The 25,811-nt window shown below is 65.8% G+C and carries 27 protein-coding genes; 26 read left to right on the forward strand and 1 reads right to left on the reverse strand.

Annotated elements, in window-relative coordinates:
* Positions 1-245: 245 nt before the first annotated feature.
* The 18 genes from GU920_RS11820 (at position 246) to ureC (ending at position 16,951) form a co-directional block, all read left to right on the forward strand.
* The gene (locus GU920_RS11820) at positions 246-1,298 is read left to right on the forward strand and encodes an ABC transporter ATP-binding protein (protein WP_161767204.1); all 1,053 of its coding nucleotides are present in this window, start codon (positions 246-248) and stop codon (positions 1,296-1,298) included.
* Positions 1,299-1,398: 100 nt separating this feature from the next.
* Positions 1,399-1,851 (forward strand): RbsD/FucU family protein, encoded by a 453-nt coding sequence (locus tag GU920_RS11825; protein WP_161767205.1) that lies wholly within the window; start codon positions 1,399-1,401, stop codon positions 1,849-1,851.
* Between the two features lie 30 nt (positions 1,852-1,881).
* Positions 1,882-2,802 (forward strand): ribokinase, encoded by a 921-nt coding sequence (gene rbsK / locus GU920_RS11830; protein WP_161767206.1) that lies wholly within the window; start codon positions 1,882-1,884, stop codon positions 2,800-2,802.
* A 315-nt stretch (positions 2,803-3,117) separates the two neighbouring features.
* Positions 3,118-3,798 (forward strand): HAD family hydrolase, encoded by a 681-nt coding sequence (locus GU920_RS11835; RefSeq protein WP_161767207.1) that lies wholly within the window; start codon positions 3,118-3,120, stop codon positions 3,796-3,798.
* The gene (locus GU920_RS11840; RefSeq protein ID WP_161767208.1) at positions 3,795-4,751 is read left to right on the forward strand and encodes a sugar-binding transcriptional regulator; all 957 of its coding nucleotides are present in this window, start codon (positions 3,795-3,797) and stop codon (positions 4,749-4,751) included. Before GU920_RS11835 ends, GU920_RS11840 begins: the two co-directional genes overlap by 4 nt.
* A gap of 213 nt (positions 4,752-4,964) precedes the next feature.
* Entirely contained in the window at positions 4,965-6,275 is a 1,311-nt protein-coding gene (locus GU920_RS11845) for an ABC transporter substrate-binding protein (RefSeq protein WP_161767209.1), read from the forward strand.
* A 171-nt stretch (positions 6,276-6,446) separates the two neighbouring features.
* Positions 6,447-7,319: a carbohydrate ABC transporter permease gene (locus GU920_RS11850; RefSeq protein ID WP_161767210.1), complete on the forward strand. Its 873-nt coding sequence runs from the start codon at positions 6,447-6,449 to the stop codon at positions 7,317-7,319.
* A 9-nt stretch (positions 7,320-7,328) separates the two neighbouring features.
* On the forward strand, positions 7,329-8,159 hold the full coding sequence (locus GU920_RS11855; RefSeq protein ID WP_161767211.1) for a carbohydrate ABC transporter permease: 831 nt from the start codon (positions 7,329-7,331) through the stop codon (positions 8,157-8,159).
* A 7-nt stretch (positions 8,160-8,166) separates the two neighbouring features.
* Positions 8,167-9,165 carry an ABC transporter ATP-binding protein gene (locus GU920_RS11860; protein ID WP_161767212.1) on the forward strand — a complete coding sequence of 333 codons (999 nt, stop codon included), beginning with the start codon at positions 8,167-8,169 and terminating at the stop codon, positions 9,163-9,165.
* Positions 9,162-9,932, forward strand: a complete 771-nt coding sequence (locus GU920_RS11865; RefSeq protein ID WP_161767213.1) for an L-iditol 2-dehydrogenase — start codon at positions 9,162-9,164, stop codon at positions 9,930-9,932. Before GU920_RS11860 ends, GU920_RS11865 begins: the two co-directional genes overlap by 4 nt.
* A 91-nt stretch (positions 9,933-10,023) precedes the next feature.
* The gene (locus GU920_RS11870) at positions 10,024-11,460 is read left to right on the forward strand and encodes a mannitol dehydrogenase family protein (protein ID WP_161767214.1); all 1,437 of its coding nucleotides are present in this window, start codon (positions 10,024-10,026) and stop codon (positions 11,458-11,460) included.
* A 166-nt stretch (positions 11,461-11,626) separates the two neighbouring features.
* Positions 11,627-12,460: an urease accessory protein UreD gene (locus GU920_RS11875; RefSeq protein ID WP_161767215.1), complete on the forward strand. Its 834-nt coding sequence runs from the start codon at positions 11,627-11,629 to the stop codon at positions 12,458-12,460.
* On the forward strand, positions 12,457-12,759 hold the full coding sequence (locus GU920_RS11880) for an urease subunit gamma (protein ID WP_161767216.1): 303 nt from the start codon (positions 12,457-12,459) through the stop codon (positions 12,757-12,759). Before GU920_RS11875 ends, GU920_RS11880 begins: the two co-directional genes overlap by 4 nt.
* 10 nt (positions 12,760-12,769) lie before the next feature.
* A complete protein-coding gene (locus tag GU920_RS11885) occupies positions 12,770-13,348 on the forward strand; it encodes a HupE/UreJ family protein (RefSeq protein WP_161767217.1) in 579 nt (192 codons plus the stop codon).
* 12 nt (positions 13,349-13,360) lie between these two features.
* Positions 13,361-13,666: an urease subunit beta gene (locus GU920_RS11890; RefSeq protein WP_161767376.1), complete on the forward strand. Its 306-nt coding sequence runs from the start codon at positions 13,361-13,363 to the stop codon at positions 13,664-13,666.
* 113 nt (positions 13,667-13,779) lie between these two features.
* Positions 13,780-14,595: a cyclase family protein gene (locus GU920_RS11895; protein ID WP_161767218.1), complete on the forward strand. Its 816-nt coding sequence runs from the start codon at positions 13,780-13,782 to the stop codon at positions 14,593-14,595.
* Positions 14,595-15,020, forward strand: coding sequence for a carboxymuconolactone decarboxylase family protein (locus GU920_RS11900; RefSeq protein WP_161767219.1), 426 nt, complete (start codon positions 14,595-14,597; stop codon positions 15,018-15,020). The genes GU920_RS11895 and GU920_RS11900 overlap by 1 nt, the downstream gene beginning before the upstream one ends.
* Before the next feature lie 188 nt (positions 15,021-15,208).
* Positions 15,209-16,951, forward strand: a complete 1,743-nt coding sequence (gene ureC, locus GU920_RS11905) for an urease subunit alpha (RefSeq protein WP_161767220.1) — start codon at positions 15,209-15,211, stop codon at positions 16,949-16,951.
* Positions 16,952-17,027: 76 nt separating this feature from the next.
* On the opposite strand, the gene GU920_RS11910 is transcribed toward ureC, so the two are convergent.
* Positions 17,028-17,348, reverse strand: coding sequence for a hypothetical protein (locus GU920_RS11910; RefSeq protein ID WP_161767221.1), 321 nt, complete (start codon positions 17,346-17,348; stop codon positions 17,028-17,030).
* 119 nt (positions 17,349-17,467) lie between these two features.
* Here GU920_RS11910 and GU920_RS11915 point away from each other — a divergent pair, with 119 nt between their 5' ends.
* The 8 genes from GU920_RS11915 to urtE all read left to right on the forward strand — a co-directional run bounded on the left by GU920_RS11915 (position 17,468) and on the right by urtE (position 25,788).
* Positions 17,468-18,049 carry an urease accessory protein UreE gene (locus GU920_RS11915; RefSeq protein ID WP_161767222.1) on the forward strand — a complete coding sequence of 194 codons (582 nt, stop codon included), beginning with the start codon at positions 17,468-17,470 and terminating at the stop codon, positions 18,047-18,049.
* A complete protein-coding gene (locus GU920_RS11920) occupies positions 18,046-18,684 on the forward strand; it encodes an urease accessory protein UreF (protein WP_161767223.1) in 639 nt (212 codons plus the stop codon). The genes GU920_RS11915 and GU920_RS11920 overlap by 4 nt, the downstream gene beginning before the upstream one ends.
* Entirely contained in the window at positions 18,681-19,301 is a 621-nt protein-coding gene (gene ureG / locus GU920_RS11925; RefSeq protein ID WP_161767224.1) for an urease accessory protein UreG, read from the forward strand. The genes GU920_RS11920 and ureG overlap by 4 nt, the downstream gene beginning before the upstream one ends.
* A 406-nt stretch (positions 19,302-19,707) precedes the next feature.
* Positions 19,708-20,988 (forward strand): urea ABC transporter substrate-binding protein, encoded by a 1,281-nt coding sequence (gene urtA, locus GU920_RS11930; RefSeq protein WP_161767225.1) that lies wholly within the window; start codon positions 19,708-19,710, stop codon positions 20,986-20,988.
* 61 nt (positions 20,989-21,049) lie between these two features.
* Positions 21,050-22,999: an urea ABC transporter permease subunit UrtB gene (gene urtB / locus GU920_RS11935; RefSeq protein WP_161767226.1), complete on the forward strand. Its 1,950-nt coding sequence runs from the start codon at positions 21,050-21,052 to the stop codon at positions 22,997-22,999.
* Positions 23,000-23,102: 103 nt separating this feature from the next.
* Entirely contained in the window at positions 23,103-24,353 is a 1,251-nt protein-coding gene (gene urtC, locus GU920_RS11940; protein ID WP_161767227.1) for an urea ABC transporter permease subunit UrtC, read from the forward strand.
* A complete protein-coding gene (gene urtD / locus GU920_RS11945) occupies positions 24,350-25,093 on the forward strand; it encodes an urea ABC transporter ATP-binding protein UrtD (protein ID WP_161767228.1) in 744 nt (247 codons plus the stop codon). Before urtC ends, urtD begins: the two co-directional genes overlap by 4 nt.
* Positions 25,093-25,788 (forward strand): urea ABC transporter ATP-binding subunit UrtE, encoded by a 696-nt coding sequence (gene urtE / locus GU920_RS11950; RefSeq protein ID WP_201744093.1) that lies wholly within the window; start codon positions 25,093-25,095, stop codon positions 25,786-25,788. The genes urtD and urtE overlap by 1 nt, the downstream gene beginning before the upstream one ends.
* The last annotated feature ends 23 nt before the right edge of the window (positions 25,789-25,811 follow it).

Raw genomic sequence — 25,811 nt, forward strand, 5'->3', positions numbered from 1 at the left:
GGCCGGTGGCCATCCGGCCCCGACCCTTGTGCTTTCATTGACGTCCGGAACACCACAGCGGCCGCCCGTCGCAGCCTTTGATCTTGTGGAAGCGGGGCCTCCCAACCCCGTGCGGCAGCATTCCCTGCGCCGAACCTTGGCGCGGGGCAGGCCCCCTGTCAAGATTCTAACATGTTAGTATGATTAGTGCGTGGACAGGCCCCGCCGCACCCGCTACCACAGGGGAAATGCCCGGGGAGGGGTGCATGGCCGAAGTCACGATCCGCGCTCTGAAAAAGAATTACGGTGCCCTGCAGGTTGTCCACGGCCTGGACATCGACATCGCGGATGGCGAATTCGTCGTGCTCGTCGGCCCCTCGGGCTGCGGCAAGTCCACGCTCCTGCGCATGATCGCGGGGCTGGAAGAGGTGACATCCGGCGATATCCGCATCGGCGAGCGTCGGGTGAACAACCTGCCCCCGTCCGAACGCGACATCGCGATGGTGTTCCAGAACTACGCGCTCTACCCGCACAAGACGGTGGCCGCCAATATGGGCTTTGCGCTCAAGATGCGCGGGATGGACAAGGCCGAAATCGACACCCGCGTGAAGCGCGCTGCCGAGGTGCTGGGTCTCACCCCCTATCTCGACCGCTATCCCCGCGCGCTGTCGGGCGGCCAGCGCCAGCGCGTGGCCATGGGTCGGGCCATCGTGCGTGACCCGCAGGTCTTTCTCTTCGACGAACCGCTGTCGAACCTCGATGCGAAACTGCGCGTCCAGATGCGGACCGAAATCCGCGAGCTTCACCAGCGCCTGAAGACCACCACCGTCTATGTGACCCATGACCAGATCGAAGCCATGACCATGGCCGACAAGATCGTCGTGATGCAGGGCGGGCGCATCGAACAGATCGGCGCGCCGCTGGAACTCTATGACCGCCCCGCCAACACGTTTGTGGCCTCCTTCATCGGCTCGCCGTCGATGAACATGATCGCAGGCGTGGTGCAGGGCGGCGCGGTGCAGGCGGGCGGCGCGACGCTGCCGTTGCCCCCCGGCCTCAAGGTCGCGGACGGGCGCGAGGTGATCTATGGCATCCGCCCCGAAAACCTTGGGGCAACGGCGGCGGGCATCAGGGGCACGGTCGCCGTGGTGGAACCCACCGGTTCGGAAACCCATGTCGTCGTGCGGATCGAAGGGCGCGAACTCGTCGCCGTCTTCCGTGACCGCGTCGCCCACCGCCCGGGCGATGCCATCACGCTGGCCCCCACCGATCCCGCGCAGGTCCATATCTTCGACAAGGCGACCGGCACCCGCTTCTGACCCCGCCTGTCCTGTCTTGCCGCGCGGGGCCGCTTGACCCTGCCGCCCGGGCGCGGCAGCTTTCGCAACATCCGGCGCCACACCGCCGAGGGAGGATCGCATGCTCAAGGGAATAGACAACCGGCTCAACGCCGATGTGCTGCGCGTCTTGCGCGCGATGGGGCATGGTGACGTGCTGATCGTCGCCGACACCAACTTCCCCTCCGATTCCGTCGCCCGCGCCACGGTCACGGGCGAGCTTTTGCGGATGGAAAACCTCACCGCGGCGCAGGCCGTGCAGGCCATCCTCTCCGTCCTGCCGCTCGACACCTTCGTCGATGATTTCGCAGGCCGGATGGAGGTGGTGGGCAACCCCGCCGAAATCCCGCCCGTGCAGGCCGAGGTGCAGGCCGAAATCGACCGGGCCGAGGGTCGCCCCCGCCCGATGATCGGCATCGAACGCTTCGCCTTCTACGACATGGCGCGCCAGTCCTATGCCGTGATCCAGACGGGCGAACGCCGCTTCTACGGCTGCTTCATGTTCCGCAAGGGCGTGATCCCGCCCGAAGCCTGATCCCCCCACCTGATCCGATAGGTTCTTCCCATGTCCGACATCGTCATCCTCGGCATCTTCGTGGCCGACACCGCCTATCGCGCCGACCGGCAGCCGAAGATGGGGGAAACCATCCTGGGCACCTCCTTCGCGCTGGGGCCGGGGGGGAAGGGATCGAACCAATCCGTCGCGGCCGCCATGGCCGGGGGGGATGTGACGATCATCAGCCGTCTGGGCAAGGATGCCTTTGCCGACATCGCGCGCAGCACATGGGCCAAGGCGGGCGTGAAGTCCGCCATCACCGAAGACCCCGAAAGCTACACGGGTGCGGCCTATATCTTTCTGGAAAACGCCACCGGCAACAACGCGATCATCGTGGCCGCCGGCGCCGCAGGGTGCATCTCCGTTGACGATGTCGAGGCGAACCGCGCCCTGATCGAAGGCGCCAAGGTGTTTATCACCCAGCTGGAACAGCCGATCCCCGCCGCCCGCCGCGCGCTGGAAATCGCCCGCGCGGCGGGCGTGCGCACGATCCTGAACCCCGCGCCCGCCGCGCCGCTGGAGGATGACCTGCTCGCCCTGTGCGATTTCATCACCCCCAACGAGTCGGAAACCGAAAGCCTGACAGGCCTGCCCGTCACAACCCTGCCCGAGGCCGAGGCGGCGGCGGATGCGCTCCTTGCCCGCGGGGTGGGGGCCTGCCTGATCACGCTGGGCGAACGCGGCGCGCTCTACCGCGATCGGACGCGGTCTGTCCATGTGCCGGTCATCAGCGCGGGCAAGGTGGTGGATACGACCGGGGCAGGGGATGCCTTCAATGGCGGCTTTGCCGTGGCGCTGACCGAAGGGCGCGACGTGGTGGATGCGGTGCGCTTCGGCTGCGCCACCGCCGGCATCTCCGTCACCCGCCCCGGCACCGCCCCGGCGATGCCATCACGGGCCGAGATCGAGGCGCTCCTCGCCGCCCGGTAGGCGATTTCTGACGCAGAAATCGCGCCGGAACTTGCGTCAAGTTCCGCCCCCGCATCTGGACTTAAGGCGCGGTCGCGCTGGCCTTATCGCCCCCGCGACTCAGGCCGTGCCGCGATGGTTAACGCGCCCTGACCCCACCGCCCGTATGCACGCCCGTCTGCATATCGCGCTGCATGCCTTCCTGCCTCCCCGCTGTTGCACAATGATCCGAATTAATCCTGCGCCCGCAATCCCTTGCGCCCCGATCCTGCCATCCTGCCGCCGCCCCATCCGCCGGTTGACAGCCCGCCCTCCGCGCCCCACTCTCCGCCCGCCATGACCCCTGCGCTCTTCATCTTCGATTGTGACGGCGTCCTGATCGACAGCGAAGTCATCTCCGCCCGCCAACTGATCGCCGAGCTGCGGGGATATGGGGTGGACATGGACATGGCCTTTGTCAGCCGCCATTTCCTGGGCCGCTCCTACCCGGTCGTGCTGAAAGAGGTGCGCGAACGCTGGGGCGTGCAGCTGCCCGACCGGTTCGAGGCCGATTATCGCGCCCGCCTCCTCGCCGCCTTCGAGCGTGACCTGAAGGTCATGCCCGGCGTGGTCGACACCATCCGCGACCTGCGCATCCCCTATTGCCTCGCCACCTCCTCCAGCCCAGAGCGGATGCGAAAATCCCTTGAAATCACGGGACTTTCCGCCCTGTTCGACGGCCGCGCCTTCACCGCGTCCGAGGTGGCGCGCGGCAAGCCCGCGCCAGATCTCTTCCTTCATGCCGCCGCGCGGATGGGGGCCGATCCGCAAGCCTGCATCGTGCTGGAAGACAGCCAGAATGGCATCCGCGCCGGCCTTGCCGCAGGTATGCGCGTCTGGCGCTTCACCGGGGGCAGCCATCTGAAAGGGCTTGACCTCACCCCGCCTGACGATGCCATTCCTGAGGCGAGTTTCGACAGCTTTCCCGCCTTGCGCGCCGCCCATCCGGGCCTGTTCAAGGAACAAGTGACACCATGACCCTGCACGACACAGAGCCCAGCCAATCCGATGATGCCGCCCGCGCGGGCTGGCTTTACTACGTCGCGGGCCTGACGCAGGACCAGATCGCCCGCGAACTGGGCGTCAGCCGCCAGCGCGCCCAACGCCTCGTCAGCCGGGCCATGGCCGAAGGGTTGATCCATGTCCGCATCGAACACCCGATCGCCGCCTGTCTTGAACTGGAACAAGCCCTTAGCGACCGTTTCGGTCTGATCCGCGCGCGTGTCTCGCCGGGCCTCGGGCCGGGCGCGGATGCCGTCCGGGCCATCGCGCCCGCCGCCGCGCAAGAGCTGGAACGCTTCCTCGCCATGCCCGATCCGCTGGTGATCGCGCTCGGCACGGGCCGGGCCTTGCGGGGTATGGTGGATGCGATGACGACGATGGACGCGCCCCAGCACAGCCTCGTGTCGATGATCGGCAACATCGCCCCCGACGGCTCGGCCTCTTTCTTCGATGTCATCATGCGCATCGCCGACAAGGTCCGCGCCCCGCACTATCCCATGCCCATGCCGGTGATTTCCTCGACGCTGGAAGAGTTTGCCGCTTTCACCGCGCTCGCCCCCATTGCCCGTGTCCGCGATCTTGCCGCCCGGGCCGATGTGATCTTCGTCGGCGTGGGCCAGATGGGCGATGATGCGCCGCTTCTCGCCGATGGCTTCATCACTCGGGCCGAATTGTCGGCCCTGCAGGCCCGCGGCGCGGTGGGCGAGGTGGCGGGCTGGGTCTATGATGCCAGCGGCGCCTATCTGGAAACCCCCGGCAGCACCCGCAACGGCGGCGTGCCGATCCTGCCGCGCATGGCCCGCCCCGCCATCGGCGTGGCGGCCGGCCCTTCCAAGGTGGCGGCCATCCGCGCCGCGCTGGGGGCGGGGATCCTGAACGGCATCGTGACCGACGAATCAACCGCCCGCGCCATCCTCGCCCAGCGCTGACGCCGCGCCGCAGCACCCGTGGGATCGCCCCGTTAACCCCACCGCAACCCGCCGCTGTCAGGCTGACAGTTGCCATATCGCCCGTTTTTCGGGCGCGATTTTCGCATCCGCGCCGCATGTTTTGCCAAGATCAGACTTGACGTCGCGGCCAGTGATGTGGGTAATTGCTCATTAAGCGATTAAATGCTCAGTCGCTTCTATGGGAGGATACCAATGAAAATCTCGCATCGCGCGCTTTTGGGCGCGACGGTTTCGCTCACTCTTGCGGGTGCCGCGATGGCCGAAACCACCATCACCGTGGCCACCGTGAACAACGGCGACATGATCCGCATGCAGGGCCTGATGGATGACTTCAACGCCAAGCATCCCGATATCACCGTTGAATGGGTAACACTGGAAGAAAACGTTCTGCGTCAGAATGTTACAACCGACATCGCCACCGGCGGCGGGCAGTACGACGTGCTCACCATCGGCACCTATGAGGTTCCGATCTGGGGCAAGCAGGGCTGGCTCACCTCGCTGAACGACCTGCCCGCCGAATACGACGTGGATGATCTGCTGCCCGCCATCCGGGGCGGCCTGACGGTGGATGGCAACCTCTATGCCGCGCCGTTTTACGGCGAATCCTCCATGGTCATGTACCGCACCGACCTGATGGAAGCCGCAGGCCTCACCATGCCCGAGGCGCCGACCTGGGCCGATATCGAAAAGGCCGCCGCCGCCATGACGAACAAGGATGCCGGCATCTACGGCGTCTGCCTGCGCGGCAAGGCCGGCTGGGGCGAAAACATGGCCTTCCTGACCGCAATGTCCAACTCCTTCGGCGCCCGCTGGTTTGATGAGAACTGGAACCCCCAGTTCGACCAGCCAGAATGGAAGGCCACGCTCGATTTCTATCTGAACCTGATGAACAACTACGGTCCTCCGGGCGCGTCGAACAACGGGTTCAACGAAAACCTGACCCTGTTCAATCAGGGCAAATGCGGCATGTGGATCGACGCTACGGTGGCCGCGTCCTTCGTGACCGGCAAGGACAGCACGGTGGCCGACAAGGTGGGCTTCGCGCTCGCCCCCGATAACGGCCTTGGCAAGCGGGGCAACTGGCTCTGGGCGTGGTCGCTGGCGATCCCGTCCTCGTCCGATGCGCCGGATGCGGCCAAGACCTTCATCAACTGGGCGACCAGCAAGGGCTATCTGGAACTCGTCGCCTCCAAGGAAGGCTGGGCCAACGTTCCCCCGGGCACCCGCACCTCGCTCTATGAAAACCCGGAATACCAGAAGGTTCCCTTCGCCAAGATGACGCTGGACAGCATCAACGCGGCCGATCCGACCAACCCGACGGTGAAGCCCGTTCCTTACGTCGGCGTGCAGTTCGTGGCGATCCCGGAATTCCAGGGGCTCGGCACCACTGTGGGCGAGATCTTCTCGGCCGCGCTGGCCGGGCAGAAGACCGCGGATGAGGCGCTGGCAGAGGCCCAGACCGCCGTGGCCGATGAGATGAAGGCCGCAGGCTACATCCAGTAACCGTCACGGGCGGGGCCGGCCTCCCACCGGCCCCGCAAACCTGGCCTGCCTGCGCCGCTTGGGCGCGGGCAGTGCCTTGCCCGCCCGCGCCCTTTGCCGCGGAACGGCCCCGATCCGACGGCGCCGCCCGCAAGGCGCCCTGTTCGCGACGTAGTCCCAAAGGCGCATTCCATGTCCACACATTCCAGCCGTCTCGCCGCGCGCATCATGGTGGCCCCTTCGGTCGTCCTGCTGTTCATCTGGATGGCCGTGCCGCTGGCCATGACGCTGTACTACTCCTTCCGCCTCTACCGCCTGTTGTCGCCGGACCGGACCGGCTGGGTGGGGTTCAACAATTATCTGTGGTTCTTCAACTCGCCCGAATTCTGGCTGGCACTGTGGAACACGCTGGCGCTCGTCGGGGGCGTGCTGGTCGTGACGGTCGTCCTTGGCATCCTGATCGCGCTTCTGATCGACCAGCCGGTGAAAGGGCAGGGGCTGCTGCGCATCCTCGTGATCGCGCCCTTTTTCGTGATGCCGCCTGTCGCCGCCTCGATCTGGGAAAACCTGTTCATGCACCCCCAGAACGGGCTTTTCGCGGCGCTGGCACGCGGCTTCGGCGCGCAACCCATTCTTTTCCTTGAAAATCACCCCATGCTGTCGGTCATCGGCATCGTGTCCTGGGAATGGCTGCCCTTCGCCACGCTGATCCTGCTCACCTCGCTGCAATCGCTGTCCTCAGAACAGCTTGAGGCGGCCGAGATGGACGGCGCCTCCGCCTTCAACCGCCTGCGCCATATCATCCTGCCGCATATGACCCGCGCCATCACCGTGGTCATCCTGATCCAGACCATCTTCCTCCTGGGCATCTTCGGCGAGATCTTCACCACCACCCAAGGCGGCCCCGGATCGGCCTCCACCACGCTGCCCTACATGATCTTCAAGCAGGCCATCGCCGCCAAGGATATCGGCCGCGCCGCTGCCGGGGGGATCATCGCCGTCATCCTCGCCAATATCGTGGCCTATTTCCTGATGCGCGGCATTGGCCGCCATCTCGACGCATAAGGTATCCCCATGGCCCGCGCCGTCTCTCCCCGCCGCCGCATGTTCACCACCATCGCCGCATGGTCGGTCGCGCTGATCATCTTCTTCCCGGTCCTGTGGATGATCCTGACCAGCTTCAAGACCGAAGCCTCTGCCGTCGCCTCGCCGCCCGAACTGTTCAGCGCGGATTGGACGGTCGAGAACTATGTCGAGGTCTGGTCGCGCTCTGATTACCCGCGCTTTTTCTGGAATTCGGTCGTGATCTCGCTCGGCTCCACGCTTCTGGGTCTTGCCATCGCGATCCCCGCCGCCTGGGCCATGGCCTTTGTCCCCGGCAGGCGGACCAAGGACCTGCTCATGTGGATGCTGTCCACCAAGATGATGCCCGCCGTGGCGGTGATGATCCCGCTTTACCTTCTGTTCCTGCGGCTTGGCCTGATCGACACGCGCATCGGCCTTGTGCTGGCGCTGATGCTGATGAACCTGCCGATCATCGTCTGGATGCTTTACACCTATTTCAAGGAAATCCCCGGCGAGATCCTAGAGGCCGCGCGCATGGACGGGGCCAGCCTGCCCAAGGAAATCCTTTACGTCCTCACCCCCATCGCGCTGCCCGGCATCGCCTCGACCCTGCTTCTGAACGTCATTCTGGCGTGGAACGAGGCGTTCTGGACCATCGTCCTGACCACGACCAAGGCCGCCCCCCTGTCGGCCTTCATCGCAAGCTTTTCTGCCCCGCAAGGGCTTTTCTACGCAAAACTCAGCGCCGCCAGCACCTTGGCCATCGCGCCGATCCTGATCCTTGGCTGGTTCAGCCAGAAACAACTCGTCCGTGGCCTGACCTTCGGCGCGGTGAAGTGAGGTTCCCATGGGCAAGATAACCCTGAAACACGTCAACAAATCCTTCGGCGATGTCGCTGTCATCCCCGATATCAACCTGTCCATCGAAGACGGGGAATTCGTGGTCTTTGTCGGCCCCTCGGGCTGTGGCAAGTCCACGCTCCTGCGCCTGATCGCGGGGCTGGAGGATGTGACCTCGGGCCAGATCGACATCGACGGCACAGATGCCACCTATCTGCCGCCCGCCAAGCGCGGGCTGGCGATGGTGTTCCAAAGCTATGCGCTCTATCCCCATATGACCGTGCGCAAGAACATCGCCTTCCCGCTGAAAATGGCGGGCCTGCCCGAGGACGAGCAGGAGAAGAAGGTCCAGAACGCCGCACGCATCCTGAACCTGACCAATTACCTCGACCGTCGCCCGGGTCAGTTGTCGGGCGGCCAGCGCCAGCGCGTGGCGATCGGCCGGGCCATCGTGCGCGAACCGGCGGCCTTCCTCTTTGATGAACCGCTCTCGAACCTCGACGCCGCGCTGCGCGTGACGATGCGGCAGGAAATCACCGAACTGCATCAGTCGCTGAAGACCACGATGATCTATGTAACCCATGATCAGGTCGAAGCCATGACCATGGCCGACAAGATCGTCGTGCTGAATGCGGGCAATATCGAACAGGTGGGCTCGCCGCTGGAGCTTTACCACCGTCCCGCGAACCTGTTTGTTGCAGGCTTCATCGGCAGCCCGAAGATGAACCTGATCGCAGGCGCGGCGGCGCAGGCGCAGGGGGCCACCACGATCGGGGTGCGGCCGGAACACCTTGATATCACCGATAGCGGGCCATGGCGGGGTGTGGTCGGGCTGACCGAACATCTGGGATCGGATACCTTCCTCAAGGTCACGCTCGACAGTGGCGAGGCACTGACGGTGCGCGCGGGCGGCGAGGTGGCGCTGCGCCATGGCGACCGCATCGCGCTTGCCCCGCAGGCGGGCAAGATCCACCGCTTCGACGCCGACGGAAAGGCAATGGCATGAGATTGCAGGGAAAAACCGCGCTCATCACCGGTGCCGCCCGCGGCATCGGGCTTGCGTTTGCGCGCGCCTATATCGCCGAAGGCGCGCGCGTCGCGCTGGCCGATATCAATGATAGCGCCGTGTCGCAGGCTGCAGCCAGCCTTGGCCCGCAGGCCGTTGCGGTGCAGATGGATGTCACGCAGCAGGATAGCATTGATAGCGGCTTTGCTGCGGCCATCACGCAGCTTGGCCATATCGACATCCTGATCAACAACGCCGCCCTCTTTTCCGCCGCCCCCATCGCCGAGATCGCGCGCAGCGATTTTGACCGGCTTTTCGCGGTGAATGTCGCAGGCACCCTGTTCTGCCTGCAGGCCGCCGCGCGCCACATGATCGCGCGGGGGCAGGGCGGCACGATCATCAACATGGCCAGTCAGGCCGGGCGGCGTGGCGAAGGTCTCGTGGCCGTCTATTGCGCCACCAAGGCCGCCGTCATCAGCCTGACGCAATCGGCGGGGCTGAACCTCATCGCCCATGGCATCAACATCAACGCCATCGCGCCGGGCGTGGTGGATGGCGAACATTGGGACGGGGTGGATGCCTTCTTCGCCAGATACGAAGGCAAGGCCCCCGGCCAGAAGAAGCGCGAGGTGGGCGCCGCCGTCCCCTTTGGCCGCATGGGCACCGCCGCCGACCTGACGGGGATGGCCATCTTCCTCGCCACGCCTGAAGCCCGCTACATCGTCGCCCAGTGCTTCGGCGTCGATGGCGGCAACTGGATGGCCTGACCATGCCCGAGCGATCCCTGCATCAAACACGCCTTAACCCTGTGGCCGCAGCCTGGCCCCACGGGTTCGCCCTTACTGTCCGAGGCCCCGCATGACCGCCTTCACGCTACCCGCCTATGACCGCCGCCGCCTGACCCCCGGCATCGTGCATATCGGCCTTGGCAATTTCCACCGCGCCCATATGGCCGTCTATCTGGACGATCTGTTCGCGCGGGGCGAAGGCATGGACTGGGCCATCATCGGCGCGGGCGTGCGCCCACAGGATGCGGCCATGCGCGATGCGCTTCTGGCGCAGGATTGCCTGTCCACCGTGATCGAACTGGATCCGGCCGGAAAGAGCGCGCGCCGGATCGGGGCTATGATCGACTTCCTGCCCGTCGCCCCCGACAACGCCCCCCTCATCGCGGCCATGTCGCGGCCCGAGATCCGTATCGTGTCGCTGACCGTGACGGAAGGGGGATATTTCGTCGATCCCGCCACCGGGCAGTTCGATCCGACCCATCCCGACATCGTCGCAGATGCCCGCCGCCCCGATCACCCGACCACGGCCTTCGGCGCGATCCTTGCGGCCCTGCGCGCCCGTCGTGCGGGCGGTCTGCCTGCGTTCACCGTCATGTCCTGCGACAACCTGCCGGGCAACGGCGCGGTGACCCGCGCCGCCGTGGCGGGCCTTGCGCGCCTGTCCGATCCTGCACTGGCCGACTGGGTGGAGGCGACCGTCGCCTTCCCCAACGGCATGGTGGACCGCATCACCCCTGCCACCGGCCCGCGCGAACGCAGCCTCGCGGCCAGTTTCGGCCTTGCTGATGACCCGGTCCCCGTCACCTGCGAACCCTTCCGCCAATGGGTGCTGGAGGATCACTTCCCCGCAGGGCGCCCGCCGCTGGAAAAGGTGGGTGTCACCTTCACCCCGCATGTCCACGCCTTTGAGGCGATGAAGATCCGCATCCTGAACGGCGGCCATGCCATCATCGCCTATCCCGGCGGATTGATGGATATCGAATATGTGCATGAGGCGATGGCAGAACCGCTGATCGCGGGCTTCCTCGACAAGGTGGAACGGGAAGAAATCATCCCCATCGTCCCGCCCGTGCCGGATACCGATCTGCACGCCTATTTCGACCTGATCCGCGACCGTTTCGCCAACCCAGAGGTGGCCGATACCGAACGCCGCCTCTGCCTCGACGGCTCCAACCGGCAGCCGAAATTCATCATCCCCTCCATTGCCGACAATCTGGCGCGGGGCCATCTGCCGCGCGGGCTGATCTTGGAGAGCGCGCTGTGGTGCCGCTACTGCATGGGCGTGTCCGATGCCGGGGTGACGATCGCGCCAAACGATCCGAACTGGGACAGGCTGCAGGCCACGGCCCGCGCCGCCGCTGCCGATCCGGCGGTCTGGCTGGGCATGGCCGATATCTACGGCCCCTTGGGCCGCGATCCGCAGGTTATCGCCTGTTTCGCAGGCTTTCTTAACGATCTGGGCGCGCGCGGCACCCGGGCCGTGCTGACCGATTTCCTGCGGGGCTGAGGGGCGCACCCCAACGGGGTGCGACTTGGCGATGTGATGGTATTCTGGGCTATTTGCCTAAAAATTAGGCTATTATCCTGCGATCATGGCGGGCGTGTCGCCATGCTGCAGCGCCCCGATTGCCGCCACCGCGCCCCCGCGCCTTGGATGGGCGCGAGGAGCGCGCATGACAGACCAGACCCCCCTGCCACGACACCAGCGCAGCCGCGGCGATGCCGCGGTCCGTCTGCGCAATGACGCAGGGGTGCCAAGGCTCGCTGACCTGCGGCAGGCGGGATCGGCCAAGGCTATTCTGCCGCGCGTCGGCGCGCTGCCCGAGATCGTCTTTCTCAACACCTCGGGCGGGCTTACGGGCGGGGATCGGCTGTCCTACGCGGTCACGCTCGATGCGTGCCTGCGCGCCACGGCCACCACCCAGACCGCCGAACGCGCCTATCGGGCCGGCGCCGGCATCGCGCGGGTAGATGTTGCGCTGCAGGTGGGGGCAGGGGGCTGGCTCGACTGGCTGCCGCAGGAGACGATCCTGTTCGAAGACGCCGCCGTTGAACGCGCGACGCGCATCGACCTCGGCCCCGATGCGGGCTGCCTTGCGCTGGAAACCGTGGTGCTGGGCCGGGCCGCGATGGGCGAGACGGTGACGCGCCTGCGCTTTCGCGACCGGCGGGAAATCTGGCGCGGTGACCGGCCGCTGCATGTGGAACCCCTGCATCTGGACGCGGCCGCGCTGGCGGCCGGGGTGGCCGTTCTTGGGGGCGCACGGGCCTTCGCCAGCCTCGTGATGGTGGCCCCGGGTGTGGAAGATGCGCTGCCCGCGCTGCGCCCGGTGCTGGATGAACCCGGGGTCAGCGCCGCCGCCTCGGCCTTTGACGGGCGGCTTACGCTGCGGGCGCTGGCACAGGATGGCTGGCCTCTGCGCCGCCAGATCGCGCGTGCCCTATTCATCTTGCGGCGCGGCGCCGTCCTGCCCCGCGTCTGGCAATATCAGGAGAAGACAGGATGAACCTGACCCCCCGCGAAAAGGACAAGCTGCTGGTCAGCCTTGCCGCCATGGTGGCGCGCGGCCGCCTCGCGCGAGGTGTGAAGCTGAACCACCCCGAGGCCATCGCCCTCATCACCGATTTCGTCGTGGAAGGCGCGCGCGACGGCCGCTCCGTCGCCGATCTGATGGAGGCGGGCGCACATGTCATCACCCGTGACCAGTGCATGGAAGGCATCCCCGAGATGATCCATTCCGTGCAGGTCGAGGCGACCTTTCCCGACGGCACGAAGCTTGTCACCGTCCACCATCCCATCCGCTGAGAGGGCCATCATGCGATCCACACCTTTGCTTTCCGCCCTTGCCGCACTGGCTATCGCCGCCCCGTCCGCCCTGTTCGCGCATGAGGGGGGCCATGCCTCTGGCTTTGCGGCTGGTCTTGGCCACCCTGTTGGCGGGACCGATCATCTGCTGGCGATGGTGGCCGTCGGTCTTTGGGCGGCCATGCTGGGGGGGCGGGCGGTCTGGGCGCTGCCTTTGGCCTTTGTGGGTGCGATGCTGGCGGGCGGGGCGGCGGGCTTTGCCGGCCTGCCCCTGCCGGGGGTGGAGCCGATGATCATGGCCTCGGTCGTGCTTCTTGGCGTGGCAGCGGCGCTGCTGCTGCGGGTGCCTGTGGCCGTGGCGGCGGCCGGGGTGGCGGCGTTTGGCCTGTTCCACGGCCATGCGCACGGGGCCGAGGCGGGGCAAAGCGGCTTTGCCGCCTATGCCGCAGGGTTCGCGCTGGCGACGCTGGGGCTGCATCTGGCAGGGCTTGCCCTCGGCTGGGCGCTGCAGGCGCCCGCCGCGCGCCGGGTGGTGCGGGTGATCGGCGCGGGCGTGGCGCTGGCCGGTCTGTCGCTGGTCTTTGGCTGAAGGAGGCGGATGATGATCCCCGGACAGATCTTTCCCGCCGAAGGCGACATCCTTCTGAACGCCGATGCCGAAGCCGTGGTCCTGATGGTGGCCAATACCGGCGACCGCCCGATACAGGTGGGCAGCCACTACCACTTTGCCGAAACCAATCCCGGCCTGTCCTTCGATCGCGCCGCCGCCCATGGCCTGCGGCTGGACATTCCCGCCGGAACGGCAGTGCGTTTCGAGCCGGGGCAAAGCCGCGAGGTGCGGCTGGTGCCGCTTTCCGGCGCGCGGCGCGTCTATGGCTTCAACGCCCGGGTAATGGGGCCGCTCTAGCTTTGCTTGACGCAGGGGCAGACGGGGTGAAAGGCTGATCCACGGGCCAAGGGACAGGGTCCGCAACACCGGCCAAAGCGGCACGGAACATCTCGGAAAATCAGGAGGATAGAATGTGTGACACCTGCCTTATCGAGTCGGTCAAGCAATCCATGCTGTCGCGCCGGTCACTCTTTACCGGGGCGGCGGCCACCACGGCGGCGGCCCTCGCCTCTGGCCTGACAGCGGCGCGTCCGGCACTGGCGCAGGCGGCGGGGCGGGTGGTCGATCTGACCCACGCCTATGATGGCGCCTTCCCCACCTTCGACGGCAACCCCGGCATCCTTTATGAACCGGCCGTGAAATTCGCGGATTCCGGCTATCAGCTCTGGAAGCTCACGATCTTCGAACATACCGGCACGCATATCGACGCGCCCTTGCACTTTACCGAAGATGGCACCTCGGTCGCCGATCTGGCGCCCGAGCGGCTGGTCTGCCCGCTCTGCATCATCGACATCAAGGCCAAGGCGGCCGAGGACCCGAACGCCATGGTCGAACCCGCCGATATCGAGGCCTATGTGTCGGCCAATGGCGCGATCCCTGCCGGGGCCTGCGTGGCCATGAATTCGGGCTGGGCGGCCAAGGTGGGCGATCCGTCCTATCGCAACGACGCCGAGGGCAAGTTCGCCTTCCCGGGCTTCTCCAAGGCGGCGACCGATATGCTGGCGGGGATGGATGCGGCCTGTATCGGGGTGGATACCCTGTCGCTCGATCCCGGGAATTCGGCCGATTTCGCCGTGCATTTCAGCTGGCTGCCCGGCGGGCGCTTCGGGATCGAAAACCTTGCCGGGCTGGATGGCCTGCCTGCCAGCGGGGCCACCGTCTTCATCGGCGCGCCCAAGCACAAGACCGGCACGGGCGGCCCGGCGCGCGTGATGGCGGTCGTCTGATGGCCGTTGTGCCGATCCTTTCGGACAAGGCGGCGGGGGCTGATGCCCTCGCCGTGTTCGACGACATCCGCGCCAAGCGGAACACCGATTACGTCAACAACTTCTGGCGCGCGCTTGCCGCCGATCCCGCCCTCCTGCGCGCGACATGGGAACGGCTGCAGGTGGTGATGGGTCCGGGCCATCTCGATCCGCTGGTGAAGGAGATGATCTATATCGCCGTATCGGTCACCAATGGCTGCAGCTACTGCATCCATTCCCACACGGCGGCGGCGCGGGCCAAGGGGATGACCGATGCCCAGCAAGGCGAGTTGATGGCCGTGATCGCCATGGCCACCCAGACCAACGCGCTGGCTACCGCCCTGCAAGTGCCTGTGGATGACAGGTTCACCGTGACCGGGGAAGGACCGACCGATGACACCCCTTGACCTGCTTCGCTGGCAGATGGCCGCAACCTTGGGGATGATCGAGATGCAGCGCCAGATCGCCAGTTCTGTCTGGCAGATGGGGATGTGGTGGATGCCGCAAGCCGGCCAAGCAAACATTTGCGCGCCCGACGGCGCGCGGCGGTCCCACAGTCGCGGATCCGCAGCCCAACCCATGAAGGATTGACCCCATGCCCTATGCGATGTCCCGCGCAGCCTATGCCGACATGTACGGCCCGACCGTGGGCGACAAGGTCCGCCTTGGCGATACCGACCTGATCATCGAGGTGGAGCGCGACCTGATTGCCGAGCGGTCCGCGCAAGGGGCCAATGCCCGGCGCTACGGCGAAGAGGTGAAGTTTGGCGGCGGCAAGGTCATCCGCGACGGCATGGGGCAAAGCCAGCTGACCCGCGCCGAAGGCGCGATGGACACGGTCATCACCAATGCCCTGATCGTGGACTGGACCGGCATCTACAAGGCCGATGTCGGCCTGCGCGACGGGCGCATCGCCAAGATCGGCAAGGCCGGGAACCCCGATACCCAGCCCGGGGTAGACGTGATCATCGGCCCTGGGACCGAGATCCTCGCGGGCGAGGGGCGCATCCTGACGGCAGGCGCGATGGATGCCCATATCCATTTCATCGCCCCCCAGCAGATCGACGACGCCCTCCATTCCGGAATCACCACCATGCTGGGCGGCGGCACCGGCCCCGCGCATGGCACGCTTGCCACCACCTGCACGCCGGGGCCTTGGCACATCATGCGGATGATGCAGGCGGCGGATGCCTTTCCCATGAACCTCGCCTTCGCGGGCAAGGGCAATGCCTCGCTGCCCGCCGCGATCGAGGAACAGGTGCGCGCCGGGGCGTCCTGCCTGAAACTGCACGAGGATTGGGGCACAACCCCCGCCGCCATCGACTGCTGCCTGACCGTGGCCGATGCGATGGATGTGCAGGTCATGATCCATACCGACACGCTGAACGAAAGCGGCTTCGTCGAAAACACCCTTGCCGCGATCCGCGGCCGCACCATCCACGCCTTCCACACCGAAGGCGCGGGCGGCGGGCATGCGCCCGATATCATCAAGGTCGTCAGCAGCCAGAACGTGCTGCCGTCATCGACCAACCCGACCATGCCCTACACCGTGAACACGATCGAAGAACATCTCGACATGCTCATGGTCTGCCACCATCTCGATCGCAAGGTGCCCGAGGATGTGGCCTTCGCCGAAAGCCGCATCCGGCGCGAAACCATCGCGGCCGAAGATATCCTGCATGATCTCGGGGCGTTTTCGGTGATCTCGTCCGACAGTCAGGCGATGGGGCGGGTGGGCGAGGTCATCACCCGCACCTGGCAGACGGCGCATAAGATGAAGGTGCAGCGCGGGCGGCTGGAAGGCGAGCAGGGCGAAAACGACAATCTGCGCGTCCGCCGCTACGTCGCCAAATACACGATCAACCCTGCCATCGCGCATGGCCTGTCGCGCCATATCGGCAGCGTGGAAGAGGGCAAGCGCGCCGATCTGGTGCTGTGGTCCCCCGCCTTTTTCGGGGCAAAGCCCGAAATGGTGCTGATCGGCGGCGCCATCGTTGTGGCGCAGATGGGCGATCCCAACGCGTCTATCCCCACGCCGCAGCCGGTGCATACCCGCCCCATGTTCGGCGCCTTTGGCCGCAGCGTCGAACGCAACGCCGTCATCTTTGTCAGCCAGGCCGGACAGGCGGCAGATGTGCGGGGGCAATACGGGCTGGCCAAGGAAACGCTGGCGGTGGAGGGGTGCCGCGGGATCGGCAAGCGCGACATGCGCCTGAACAGCTCGACCCCGCAGATCGAGGTTGACCCCGAAACCTATGAGGTGCGCGCCGATGGCGTGCTTCTGACCTGCGAACCTGCCCGCGAACTTCCGCTGGCGCAGCGCTATTTCCTGTTCTGAGGCCGGGGCAAGGCAAGGAATGGCTGGTCAGGGCAACCCCGGGCAGGGACGGGCGAACGGTGGCCTCTGCCAGCGTTCAGTGCATCGCGGCCTGCCCGTCGCCGCGGCGGATCGGCCAGCCCGGCCGCGCGGTGCGGCCCGTCAACGCGATTGTGGCCACCCGGGTCTGCACCGTCTCGCGCCAGAAGGCGGGGTTTTCACTGATCGCCGCAGGCAGCAGCGACAGATCAAACCGACGCACGAGGTGATCGCTCACCTCTGCCCGGTGCCAGCGTCCCAGGCGTGCGGCCGCAGGGGCGGCAAGGATGCGGTCGCGCAGCGCCGCCTCGCGCAGCTTCAGGCGCGCGATCTCGGCCCGGATTTCGGCAAGTTCGTCGGCAAGGGATATCATGTGCATCGCAAACCTCCATTCCATGTCGTCAGATTTGCATGCAGGCCTTAACAACCGGTGACGACGTGACAGGGCGGAATTGATAGACTTTGCCCGATCCGCCGACACCCAGAAGGATGCGACCGATGACCGATTATCCCCCCGCCCATGCCCTGATCCGCCGCGCGGCCCTGCTGGACCGCACCCCCTGCGACCGGGTGGTGCTGGGCTATGACGAACGCTTCCTGCGCCGCAAGCGGCTGATGACGGCGTCGGATCGCGGCGTGATGATCGACCTGCCCGAAACCACCAGCGCCGAGGCGGGGGATTGCTTTGAACTGATGGATGGGCGCCTGATCGCCGTGGTCGCGGCGGCAGAGCCGGTGCTGGTGATCCGGGGCGATCTGCCCCGTCTGGCCTGGCATATCGGCAACCGCCACACCCCCTGCCAGATCGAGGAGGATCGTCTGATCATCCGTGATGACCATGTGCTCAAGGCCATGTTGGTGCAACTCGGTGCCTCGGTCAGCCATGCGATGGAGCCGTTCTCGCCCGAAGGCGGGGCCTATGGGCACGGGCGCACGATGGGGCACGATCATGGGCCGTCGCATGGCGGGGGGCATGTGCCGCATGTCTTTTCCCTGTCGCATTCCGTATCGGGTCTGCAGGTGCAGCACCATGCCTCGCATCGCGTCGATGCCGATGAGCCGGATCTGCCCGACGAATGACAACCGCCGCGCTGATGACCCTTGTGCAATGGCTTTCGCCCGCCTTTCCGACGGGCGGGTTCGCCTATTCGCATGGGATGGAGCAGGTCATCCATGACGGGGCGATCCGGTCAGGCGCGGAACTGGAGCGGTGGCTGTCCGATGTCCTGCGTTTCGGGGCCGGGCGGCAGGATGCGCTTTTGCTGTCGGCGGCGCTCGAACCGGGGGCAGATCACGCGGCGCTCGGGGCCTTTGCCGTGGCGCTGCAGCCATCTGCTGAACGGCTGCGCGAGACGTCCGAACAGGGTGCGGCTTTCGCCCGGGCAGTATCGGCGGTAACGGGCGTTGCGGCAGAGGCGCATCCCCTGCCGGTGGCCGTGGGAGCGGCGGCGCGGACCCTTGGTCTGCCCAAGGCGCAGGTGATCGCGCTGTATCTGCACGCCTTCGCGTCGAACCTTGTCTCTGCCGCGGTGCGTTTCGTGCCGCTGGGCCAGAATGAGGGGCAGGCGGCCCTTGCAGCCCTGCATCCGCTGATCGAAACCCTCGCCGAGGGGGCGGCCGCGCAGGGGATCACCGCGATCGAAAGCGCCGCGCTGGGGGCCGATCTGGCCGCCCTGCGGCATGAAGGAATGGATGTGAGGATCTTCAAGACATGAGCGGGAATGGCCCCTTGCGCGTCGGTATCGGCGGCCCGGTCGGCGTGGGCAAGACGACCCTGACAGAACAGCTGTGCCGCGCGCTGGCGGCCCGCTGTTCCATGGCGGTGATCACCAATGACATCTACACCCGCGAGGATGCGGAATATCTGATGCGGGCGCAGGTCCTGCCGGTGGAGCGGATACGGGGGGTGGAAACCGGCGGCTGCCCTCATACGGCCATCCGCGAGGATGCCAGCATCAACCTCGCCGCCGTGGCCGATCTGCGCGGCGCCTTTCCCGATCTGGACCTCATCCTGATCGAAAGTGGGGGCGACAATCTGGCCGCGACCTACAGCCCGGAACTTGCCGATCTGACGATCTATGTCATCGACACCGCCGCCGGGCAGGACATTCCGCGCAAGCGCGGGCCGGGGGTGACGCGGTCTGATCTTCTGGTGGTGAACAAGACGGATCTTGCGCCCCATGTCGGTGTCGATGTCGCCCTGCTGGAGGCCGATACCCAAAGGGCGCGGGGCAGCCGCCCCTATGTCATGGCCCGCCTGAGGCAGGGCCACGGCATCGCCGAGATCGTGGCCTTTCTGGAACGCGAGGGCGGGCTGCATCTGCGCGCCTGATCCCTGCCGCATCGGATGAAGGGCCGGGGATCTGGTGTCCCCGGCCCTTCACGTTTTCGACCCATTCTCGCCAGAAACCGGCCTGAGTCGCGGCTCTGTCACATTTTCGTTGCCTGTTTTCTCCGCGTGAACGCTGCAGATGCGCAATAATCAGGCTGTCCAAGGGCGTTTCACCACCCGCGCCCGGCCCCCATGCGGTCCTGCGTTGCCGCAACGCGGCAGAGGCAGTCTTCTTCCCCTGCGGGCCCTGTGTGGCGCGTGAAAGATAAGATGTGCGGCAGGGGCTTCGATGTGGAAGTCCGCCCCCGCCGCACGGGGTGCAACCAGAGTTGCCGCACGAAGATAGTGACCCCGGCCCGGAATGGGAAGGGATGGCTTCGGGCGGCCTCGAGAGAGGATAAACCGTATGAACGGGATCAAGGGGATGATGCTGGGCGGTGCGATGGGCATGGCCCTTGCCGGTGCCGCACTGGCGCAGGAGGAAACGATCAAGGTGGGCGTCCTGCATTCGCTGTCGGGCACGATGGCGATTTCTGAGACGACGCTCAAGGACACCATGCTGATGCTGATCGAAGAGCAGAACGCCAAGGGCGGGCTCTTGGGCAAGCAGCTTGAGGCGGTCGTCGTCGATCCGGCGTCGGACTGGCCGCTGTTTGCCGAAAAGGCGCGCGAGTTGCTGACCGTGTCGAACGTGGATGTGATGTTCGGCTGCTGGACCTCTGTGTCGCGCAAATCGGTGCTGCCGGTGATCGAAGAGTTGAACGGCCTGCTGTTCTACCCCGTGCAGTATGAAGGTGAAGAGTCGTCCAAGAACGTCTTCTACACCGGCGCCGCGCCGAACCAGCAAGCGATCCCGGCCACCGACTATTTCCTCGAAGAACTGGGGGTGGAGAAGTTCGCCCTGCTCGGGACGGATTACGTCTATCCGCGCACGACGAACAACATCCTTGAATCCTACCTCATCTCCAAGGGCATCCCCAAGGAAGACATCTTCGTCAACTACACCCCCTTCGGCCATTCCGATTGGTCCAAGATCGTGGCCGACGTGGTGGCGCTGGGCGCGGATGGCAAGAAGGTGGGCGTGATCTCCACCATCAACGGCGATGCGAATATCGGCTTCTACAAGGAACTGGCCGCGGCCGGCGTCTCGGCGGATGAAATCCCCGTCGTCGCCTTCTCGGTCGGCGAAGAGGAACTGTCGGGTCTGGATACGTCCAACCTCGTCGGCCATCTCGCCGCGTGGAACTACTTCCAGTCGGCCGACACGCCGGAAAATGCCGCCTTCATCGAAAAGTGGAAGGCTTTCGCCGGGCCGGAGCGCGTGACGAATGACCCGATGGAAGCGCATGTGATCGGCTTCAACATGTGGGTGCAGGCTGTGGAAAAGGCCGGAACCACCGATGTGGATGCCGTGCGCGAGGCGATGTATGGCCTTGAGGTGCCGAACCTGACCGGGGGTATCGCCAAGATGCTGCCCAACCATCACCTGACCAAGCCGGTCCTGATCGGCGAGATCCGGGCAGATGGCCAGTTCGACATCATCAGCCAGACCGAACCCGTGCCGGGCGACGCATGGACCGACTTCCTGCCGGAATCGGCGGTGCTGGAGTCCGACTGGGCCGAACTGGACTGCGGCATGTACAACACCGAGACGAAAACCTGCGTGCAGATCAAGTCCAACTACTGATCGCACGTGACATGCGGGGGGCCGGATGATCCGGCCTCCCCTTTTTCTGCCGCAGGGTGTGATGCGACAAATCCTTTTATCCCTCGCCACGGCGCTGCTGCTGGCCCTGCCGGGCCTTGCGCAGGCGCAGGCCACGGCGACCGATATCCTGAACGAGAACCGCGCGCTGATCGAAAAGCCGACCCGCGCCAAGATCGCCCCGGTGATCGAGGCCCTCGCCACAAGCGGCGATCCTGTCGCCGCCACCGTGCTGGCGGCATGGGCGGAGAAAGGGCTGGGCCTGCGCAAGGCGGATGGCGCCTTTTTCCTGATCGAGGCCGGCGCGGACGGCTGGATCCTGCGCGATCTCAGCGGCACTGATGCGGGCACGGCGGCACGGGCGGATGTGGTCGAGCTGCGCCCCAATGCCGGGGTGCGCGGCCTGATCGCGACGGCGCTGGTGCAGTTCACCCTGTCCGATCCTGATCCGGCGCGTCGGGCCGATGCGCTCACCTCCATCGCGCGCGACCCCGAAGAGGCGCATCTCGAACCCCTGCGCGCTTCGCTCGCAACCGAGACGGACCCTGCGCTGCGGGCGCAGAAGGAGCGGCTGGAACGGCTGCTCACCCTGCGCTTCGATCCGGACAGCGCGGCGCGTGTGGCGGCCATCCAGGGCTTTGGTGCGGATCTCGGGCTTGATCTGCGCGGGGCGCTGAACCCGCTGCTGGCCACATCGCGCATCGCTTATGCGGGCGATGTTCCCGAAGGCGTGAACCTTGCGCGCAACATCGTGCCGGGAACAGACCTGTCAGAGGTCGAGGCCTATGATCTGCTGGTCGCGGCCGGCATGGCCCCGGCCCGCCTGACGGTGGAAGAGGCGCGGGCGGCGCTTTTGGCAAACATCACCGATGGGGCTGTGGCCGGTATCCCGGTGGCCGAGCTTGGCACGCAGGCGGCGCGCGACCGAGCCTATACCGCGCTTGAGGTGGCAGGGGCGGTGCCCGCAGCGGCAACCGATGCCGAGGTGGCCGCCGCGATCGCCGCCCACCGCTTTGCCGAAGTCTACGAAGAGCCCGACCCGCTGGTGACATCGGCCGCCCGGACCGCGCTCGATGCGATCACGGTCAAAGTGGGGGCGATGCAGGCGGCGGATCTTGCACTCGACGCCATCTCGCTTGCGTCGATCTATTTCCTTGCCGCCATCGGCCTTGCCATCACGTTCGGCGTGATGCGCGTGATCAACATGGCCCATGGCGAGTTCATCATGATGGGGGCCTATACCGGCTATGTGGTGCAACTCTTTGTCACCAACTACACGCTGTCCATCCTGATCGCCCTGCCGCTGGCCTTTGCAGTCACCTTCGCGGCGGGCGTTGCGATGGAGCGGCTGGTGATCCGGCACCTCTACAAGCGCCCGCTGGAAACGCTGCTTGCCACATTCGGCATCTCCATCGCGCTGCAGCAGATCGCCAAGAACATCTTCGGCACGCAGGCGCGGCCACTGACGGCGCCGGGCTGGCTCGACGGGGCGCTGACATTCAACGACGTGGTGTCGATCAGCTACATCCGTATCGCCATCTTCGTGCTGGCGATGGTCTTCCTGTTGTTCTTCCTGTGGCTGATGAAGCGCACAAGGCTCGGGCTTGAGGTGCGGGCGGTCACACAGAACCCGTCCATGGCGGCCAGCATGGGGATCAATCCCGACAGGATCAACATGCTGACCTTCGGCCTCGGCTCCGGCATCGCGGGCATCGCGGGCGTGGCGATCGGGCTGTTCGCCAAGGTCACCTCGGAACTCGGGTCCGATTACATCGTGCAAAGCTTCATGACCGTGGTCGTGGGGGGCGTCGGCAACATCTGGGGCACGCTGGCCGGGGCCGCGCTGATCGGCGCGCTGCAAAAGGGCATCGAATGGCTCAATCCGTCGAACACGCTGGCGGCGCAGACCTACATGATCCTCTTCATCATCCTCTTCATCCAGTTCCGCCCGCGGGGGATCATCGCCCTCAAGGGCCGCGCAGCGGGGGATTGAGCGTGATGGACCTTCCTGCCGCTTCCCCGTTGTTCAAAAATCCCACGGGGGTCCGGGGGTGTGAAACCCCCGGTCCCGCAGCTTCAACCCGCGCGAGGCTGACATGACGCGCCAGACCTTTGTCGAACGGTCCTTTCTGGCCAGAAACCCCTCTGTCCTGTGGTTCATCCTGATCCTTGCGGTCTTCACGCTGGGCGTCACCGTCCTGTCCGAGGCCTATGGCCTGGCCTTCATCTCCACTTCCTTCGTCAAGACGCTCGGCAAGACGCTCTGCCTTTGCCTTGTCGCCCTCGCGATGGATCTGATCTGGGGCTATGCCGGGATCCTGTCCCTCGGTCACATGGCCTTTTTCGCGCTGGGCGGCTACATGCTGGGCATGTGGCTGATGTATGCCCGGACCGAAGAGATCGTGGTCGCGGCGCTGGCACAGGGCGGCCTTCCCGCCACGCCGGAAGAAATCAGCCAAGGCATCGCAGTGCAGATTTTCGGCGTTGTCGGGGCGTCGGAGTTTCCACCGATCTGGTATTTTGCCCATTCATTCTGGGCGCAGATGGCGCTGGTCGTTCTGGTGCCGGGGGGCCTTGCGCTGGCGTTCGGCTGGCTTGCCTTCCGCAGCCGCGTGACGGGGGTCTACCTGTCCATCCTGACGCAGGCGATGACGCTGGCGCTTGCGCTTTACCTCTTCCAGAACGACTCGGGCCTGCGGGGCAATAATGGCCTGTCGGGGTTGCAGAACCTGCCGGGTCTGGGCGATGTATCACAGGATGATCTGTCGATCTGGTTCTTCTGGGCCTCGGCGCTTGCCTTGGGACTGGGCTATGTGCTGCTGGCCTGGCTCGTGTCGGGCAAGTTCGGCTCTGTCATCCGGGCGATCCGGGATGATGAACAGCGGGTGCGCTTTCTTGGCTATTCGGTCGAGGGGTACAAGCTGTTTGTCTTCACCCTGACGGCAGTGATCGCGGCGATCGCAGGGGCGCTTTACTATCCGCAGGCGGGGATCATCAACCCGGCGGAACTGGCGCCCATCGCGTCGATCTATCTGGCGGTCTGGGTGGCAATCGGGGGGCGGGGGCGCCTGTATGGGGCGGTCATCGGCGCGGCTTTCGTGTCGCTTCTGTCGTCATGGTTCACGGGCGGGCGCGCCCCGTCGATCCCGCTTGGCTTCTATACGATCAACTGGGTGGATTGGTGGCTGGTGCTGCTGGGGCTGTCCTTCGTGGCGGTCACCCTGTTCGCGCCCAAGGGGATCGGCGGGTTGTTCGATCTCTGGCAGGGCAGGATGGCGCCCGATCGCAAGGGCGCGCAACTTGGCCCCGAGGACGGATCGCTGCAAGAGAAGGAGGCGCTCAAATGACCGCGCTTCTGGAAGTGTCGGGCGTGTCGGTCACCTTTGACGGGTTTCGCGCGATCAACAACCTGTCCTTTTCCATCGGCGCGCAGGAGTTGCGCGCGATCATCGGCCCGAATGGCGCGGGAAAGACGACCTTCATGGATATCGTCACCGGCAAGACACGTCCCGACAAAGGGTCGGTCACCTTCGGCGAGCGTTCGGTATCCCTTCTGTCGCTGTCCGAGGCCGAGATCGCCCGCGCCGGGGTGGGGCGCAAATTCCAGCGCCCCACCGTGTTCGAAGATCAGACCGTGGCCGAAAACCTGACCATGGCGCTGAAGGCGCAGCGCGCGCCGTGGCGGGTGCTGTTCTGGAAGGAAGGACCCGACGACCGCGCCCGTGTGCAGGCACTGGCCGAAGAGGTGGGGCTGGCGGATCATCTTCCCCGCAAGTCGGGTGAGTTGTCCCATGGGCAGAAGCAATGGCTGGAGATCGGGATGCTGCTGGCGCAGGAGCCGCGTCTTCTCTTGGTCGATGAACCGGCGGCGGGCATGACCCTGGCCGAGCGCGAACACACGACCCAGCTGCTGGTCGAGATGGCCAAGACGCGGGCCGTGGTGGTGGTGGAGCATGACATGGAATTCGTGCGCCGCCTGAACTGCAAGGTGACGGTGCTGCATGAGGGGGCCGTGCTGGCGGAGGGCTCGCTCGATCATGTCACGAAGAACCAACAGGTGATCGAAGTATATCTGGGGCGCGGGTGATGATCAGGACCGAAGGGTTGACGCTGCATTACGGCGGGTCGCAGATCCTGTACGGGATCGACATGGAGGCGCGGGCAGGTGAGGTGACCTGCGTCATGGGCACGAATGGCGTGGGAAAGACCAGCCTGCTGAAGGCGCTGGCGGGCACCCATCCCCGGTCTGGTGGCAAGATCATCCTTGACGGGGAAGAGGTGCCGCGCGTGCCGCCACAAGGCATGGCCCAGCGCGGTCTCGCCGTGGTGCCACAGGGGCGCATGATCTTTCCGCTGCTGACCGTGACAGAAAACATGCAGACGGCCTTCGCCCTTCTGCCCAAGGCAGAGCATCGCATCCCGGACGAGATCTACGATCTTTTCCCGGTCCTGCGCGACATGGGCCATCGCCGGGGGGGCGATCTTTCGGGCGGGCAGCAGCAGCAACTTGCCATCGCGCGTGCGATGATCATGAAACCCAAGGTGCTGCTTCTGGATGAACCGACCGAGGGGATCCAGCCCAACATCATCCAGCAGATCGGCCGCGTGATTTCCTATCTGCGCGGCAAGGGTGACATGGCGATCATTCTGGTGGAGCAGTATTTCGACTTCGCCTATGGCCTGGCGGATCGTTTCTATGTGCTCAAGCGTGGGGCAGTGGCTTTGCAGGGCGCCAAGGCCGAATTGTCGCAAGATGCCTTGCGCGCGACCGTTTCGGTCTAGGCTTCGCCAAAAACGGTCAGGGC

Source organism: Paragemmobacter ruber (genome assembly GCF_009908315.1).
Taxonomy (GTDB): Bacteria; Pseudomonadota; Alphaproteobacteria; order Rhodobacterales; family Rhodobacteraceae; genus Paragemmobacter; species Paragemmobacter ruber.

Coding starts and splice junctions, on each gene's coding strand:
- urtC (WP_161767227.1), top strand. CDS start 23,103: ATGACGCGCCAGACCTTTGTCGAACGGTCCTTTCTGGCCAGAAACCCC.
- GU920_RS11840 (WP_161767208.1), top strand. CDS start 3,795: ATGACCCTGCACGACACAGAGCCCAGCCAATCCGATGATGCCGCCCGC.
- GU920_RS11890 (WP_161767376.1), top strand. CDS start 13,361: ATGATCCCCGGACAGATCTTTCCCGCCGAAGGCGACATCCTTCTGAAC.
- GU920_RS11870 (WP_161767214.1), top strand. CDS start 10,024: ATGACCGCCTTCACGCTACCCGCCTATGACCGCCGCCGCCTGACCCCC.
- GU920_RS11820 (WP_161767204.1), top strand. CDS start 246: ATGGCCGAAGTCACGATCCGCGCTCTGAAAAAGAATTACGGTGCCCTG.
- ureG (WP_161767224.1), top strand. CDS start 18,681: ATGAGCGGGAATGGCCCCTTGCGCGTCGGTATCGGCGGCCCGGTCGGC.
- urtD (WP_161767228.1), top strand. CDS start 24,350: ATGACCGCGCTTCTGGAAGTGTCGGGCGTGTCGGTCACCTTTGACGGG.
- GU920_RS11835 (WP_161767207.1), top strand. CDS start 3,118: ATGACCCCTGCGCTCTTCATCTTCGATTGTGACGGCGTCCTGATCGAC.
- GU920_RS11910 (WP_161767221.1), bottom strand. CDS start 17,348: ATGCACATGATATCCCTTGCCGACGAACTTGCCGAAATCCGGGCCGAG.
- GU920_RS11875 (WP_161767215.1), top strand. CDS start 11,627: ATGACAGACCAGACCCCCCTGCCACGACACCAGCGCAGCCGCGGCGAT.
- urtE (WP_201744093.1), top strand. CDS start 25,093: ATGATCAGGACCGAAGGGTTGACGCTGCATTACGGCGGGTCGCAGATC.
- GU920_RS11860 (WP_161767212.1), top strand. CDS start 8,167: ATGGGCAAGATAACCCTGAAACACGTCAACAAATCCTTCGGCGATGTC.
- rbsK (WP_161767206.1), top strand. CDS start 1,882: ATGTCCGACATCGTCATCCTCGGCATCTTCGTGGCCGACACCGCCTAT.
- urtB (WP_161767226.1), top strand. CDS start 21,050: ATGCGACAAATCCTTTTATCCCTCGCCACGGCGCTGCTGCTGGCCCTG.
- ureC (WP_161767220.1), top strand. CDS start 15,209: ATGCCCTATGCGATGTCCCGCGCAGCCTATGCCGACATGTACGGCCCG.
- GU920_RS11850 (WP_161767210.1), top strand. CDS start 6,447: ATGTCCACACATTCCAGCCGTCTCGCCGCGCGCATCATGGTGGCCCCT.
- GU920_RS11920 (WP_161767223.1), top strand. CDS start 18,046: ATGACAACCGCCGCGCTGATGACCCTTGTGCAATGGCTTTCGCCCGCC.
- GU920_RS11825 (WP_161767205.1), top strand. CDS start 1,399: ATGCTCAAGGGAATAGACAACCGGCTCAACGCCGATGTGCTGCGCGTC.
- GU920_RS11845 (WP_161767209.1), top strand. CDS start 4,965: ATGAAAATCTCGCATCGCGCGCTTTTGGGCGCGACGGTTTCGCTCACT.
- GU920_RS11900 (WP_161767219.1), top strand. CDS start 14,595: ATGGCCGTTGTGCCGATCCTTTCGGACAAGGCGGCGGGGGCTGATGCC.
- GU920_RS11915 (WP_161767222.1), top strand. CDS start 17,468: ATGACCGATTATCCCCCCGCCCATGCCCTGATCCGCCGCGCGGCCCTG.
- GU920_RS11880 (WP_161767216.1), top strand. CDS start 12,457: ATGAACCTGACCCCCCGCGAAAAGGACAAGCTGCTGGTCAGCCTTGCC.
- urtA (WP_161767225.1), top strand. CDS start 19,708: ATGAACGGGATCAAGGGGATGATGCTGGGCGGTGCGATGGGCATGGCC.
- GU920_RS11895 (WP_161767218.1), top strand. CDS start 13,780: ATGTGTGACACCTGCCTTATCGAGTCGGTCAAGCAATCCATGCTGTCG.
- GU920_RS11865 (WP_161767213.1), top strand. CDS start 9,162: ATGAGATTGCAGGGAAAAACCGCGCTCATCACCGGTGCCGCCCGCGGC.
- GU920_RS11885 (WP_161767217.1), top strand. CDS start 12,770: ATGCGATCCACACCTTTGCTTTCCGCCCTTGCCGCACTGGCTATCGCC.
- GU920_RS11855 (WP_161767211.1), top strand. CDS start 7,329: ATGGCCCGCGCCGTCTCTCCCCGCCGCCGCATGTTCACCACCATCGCC.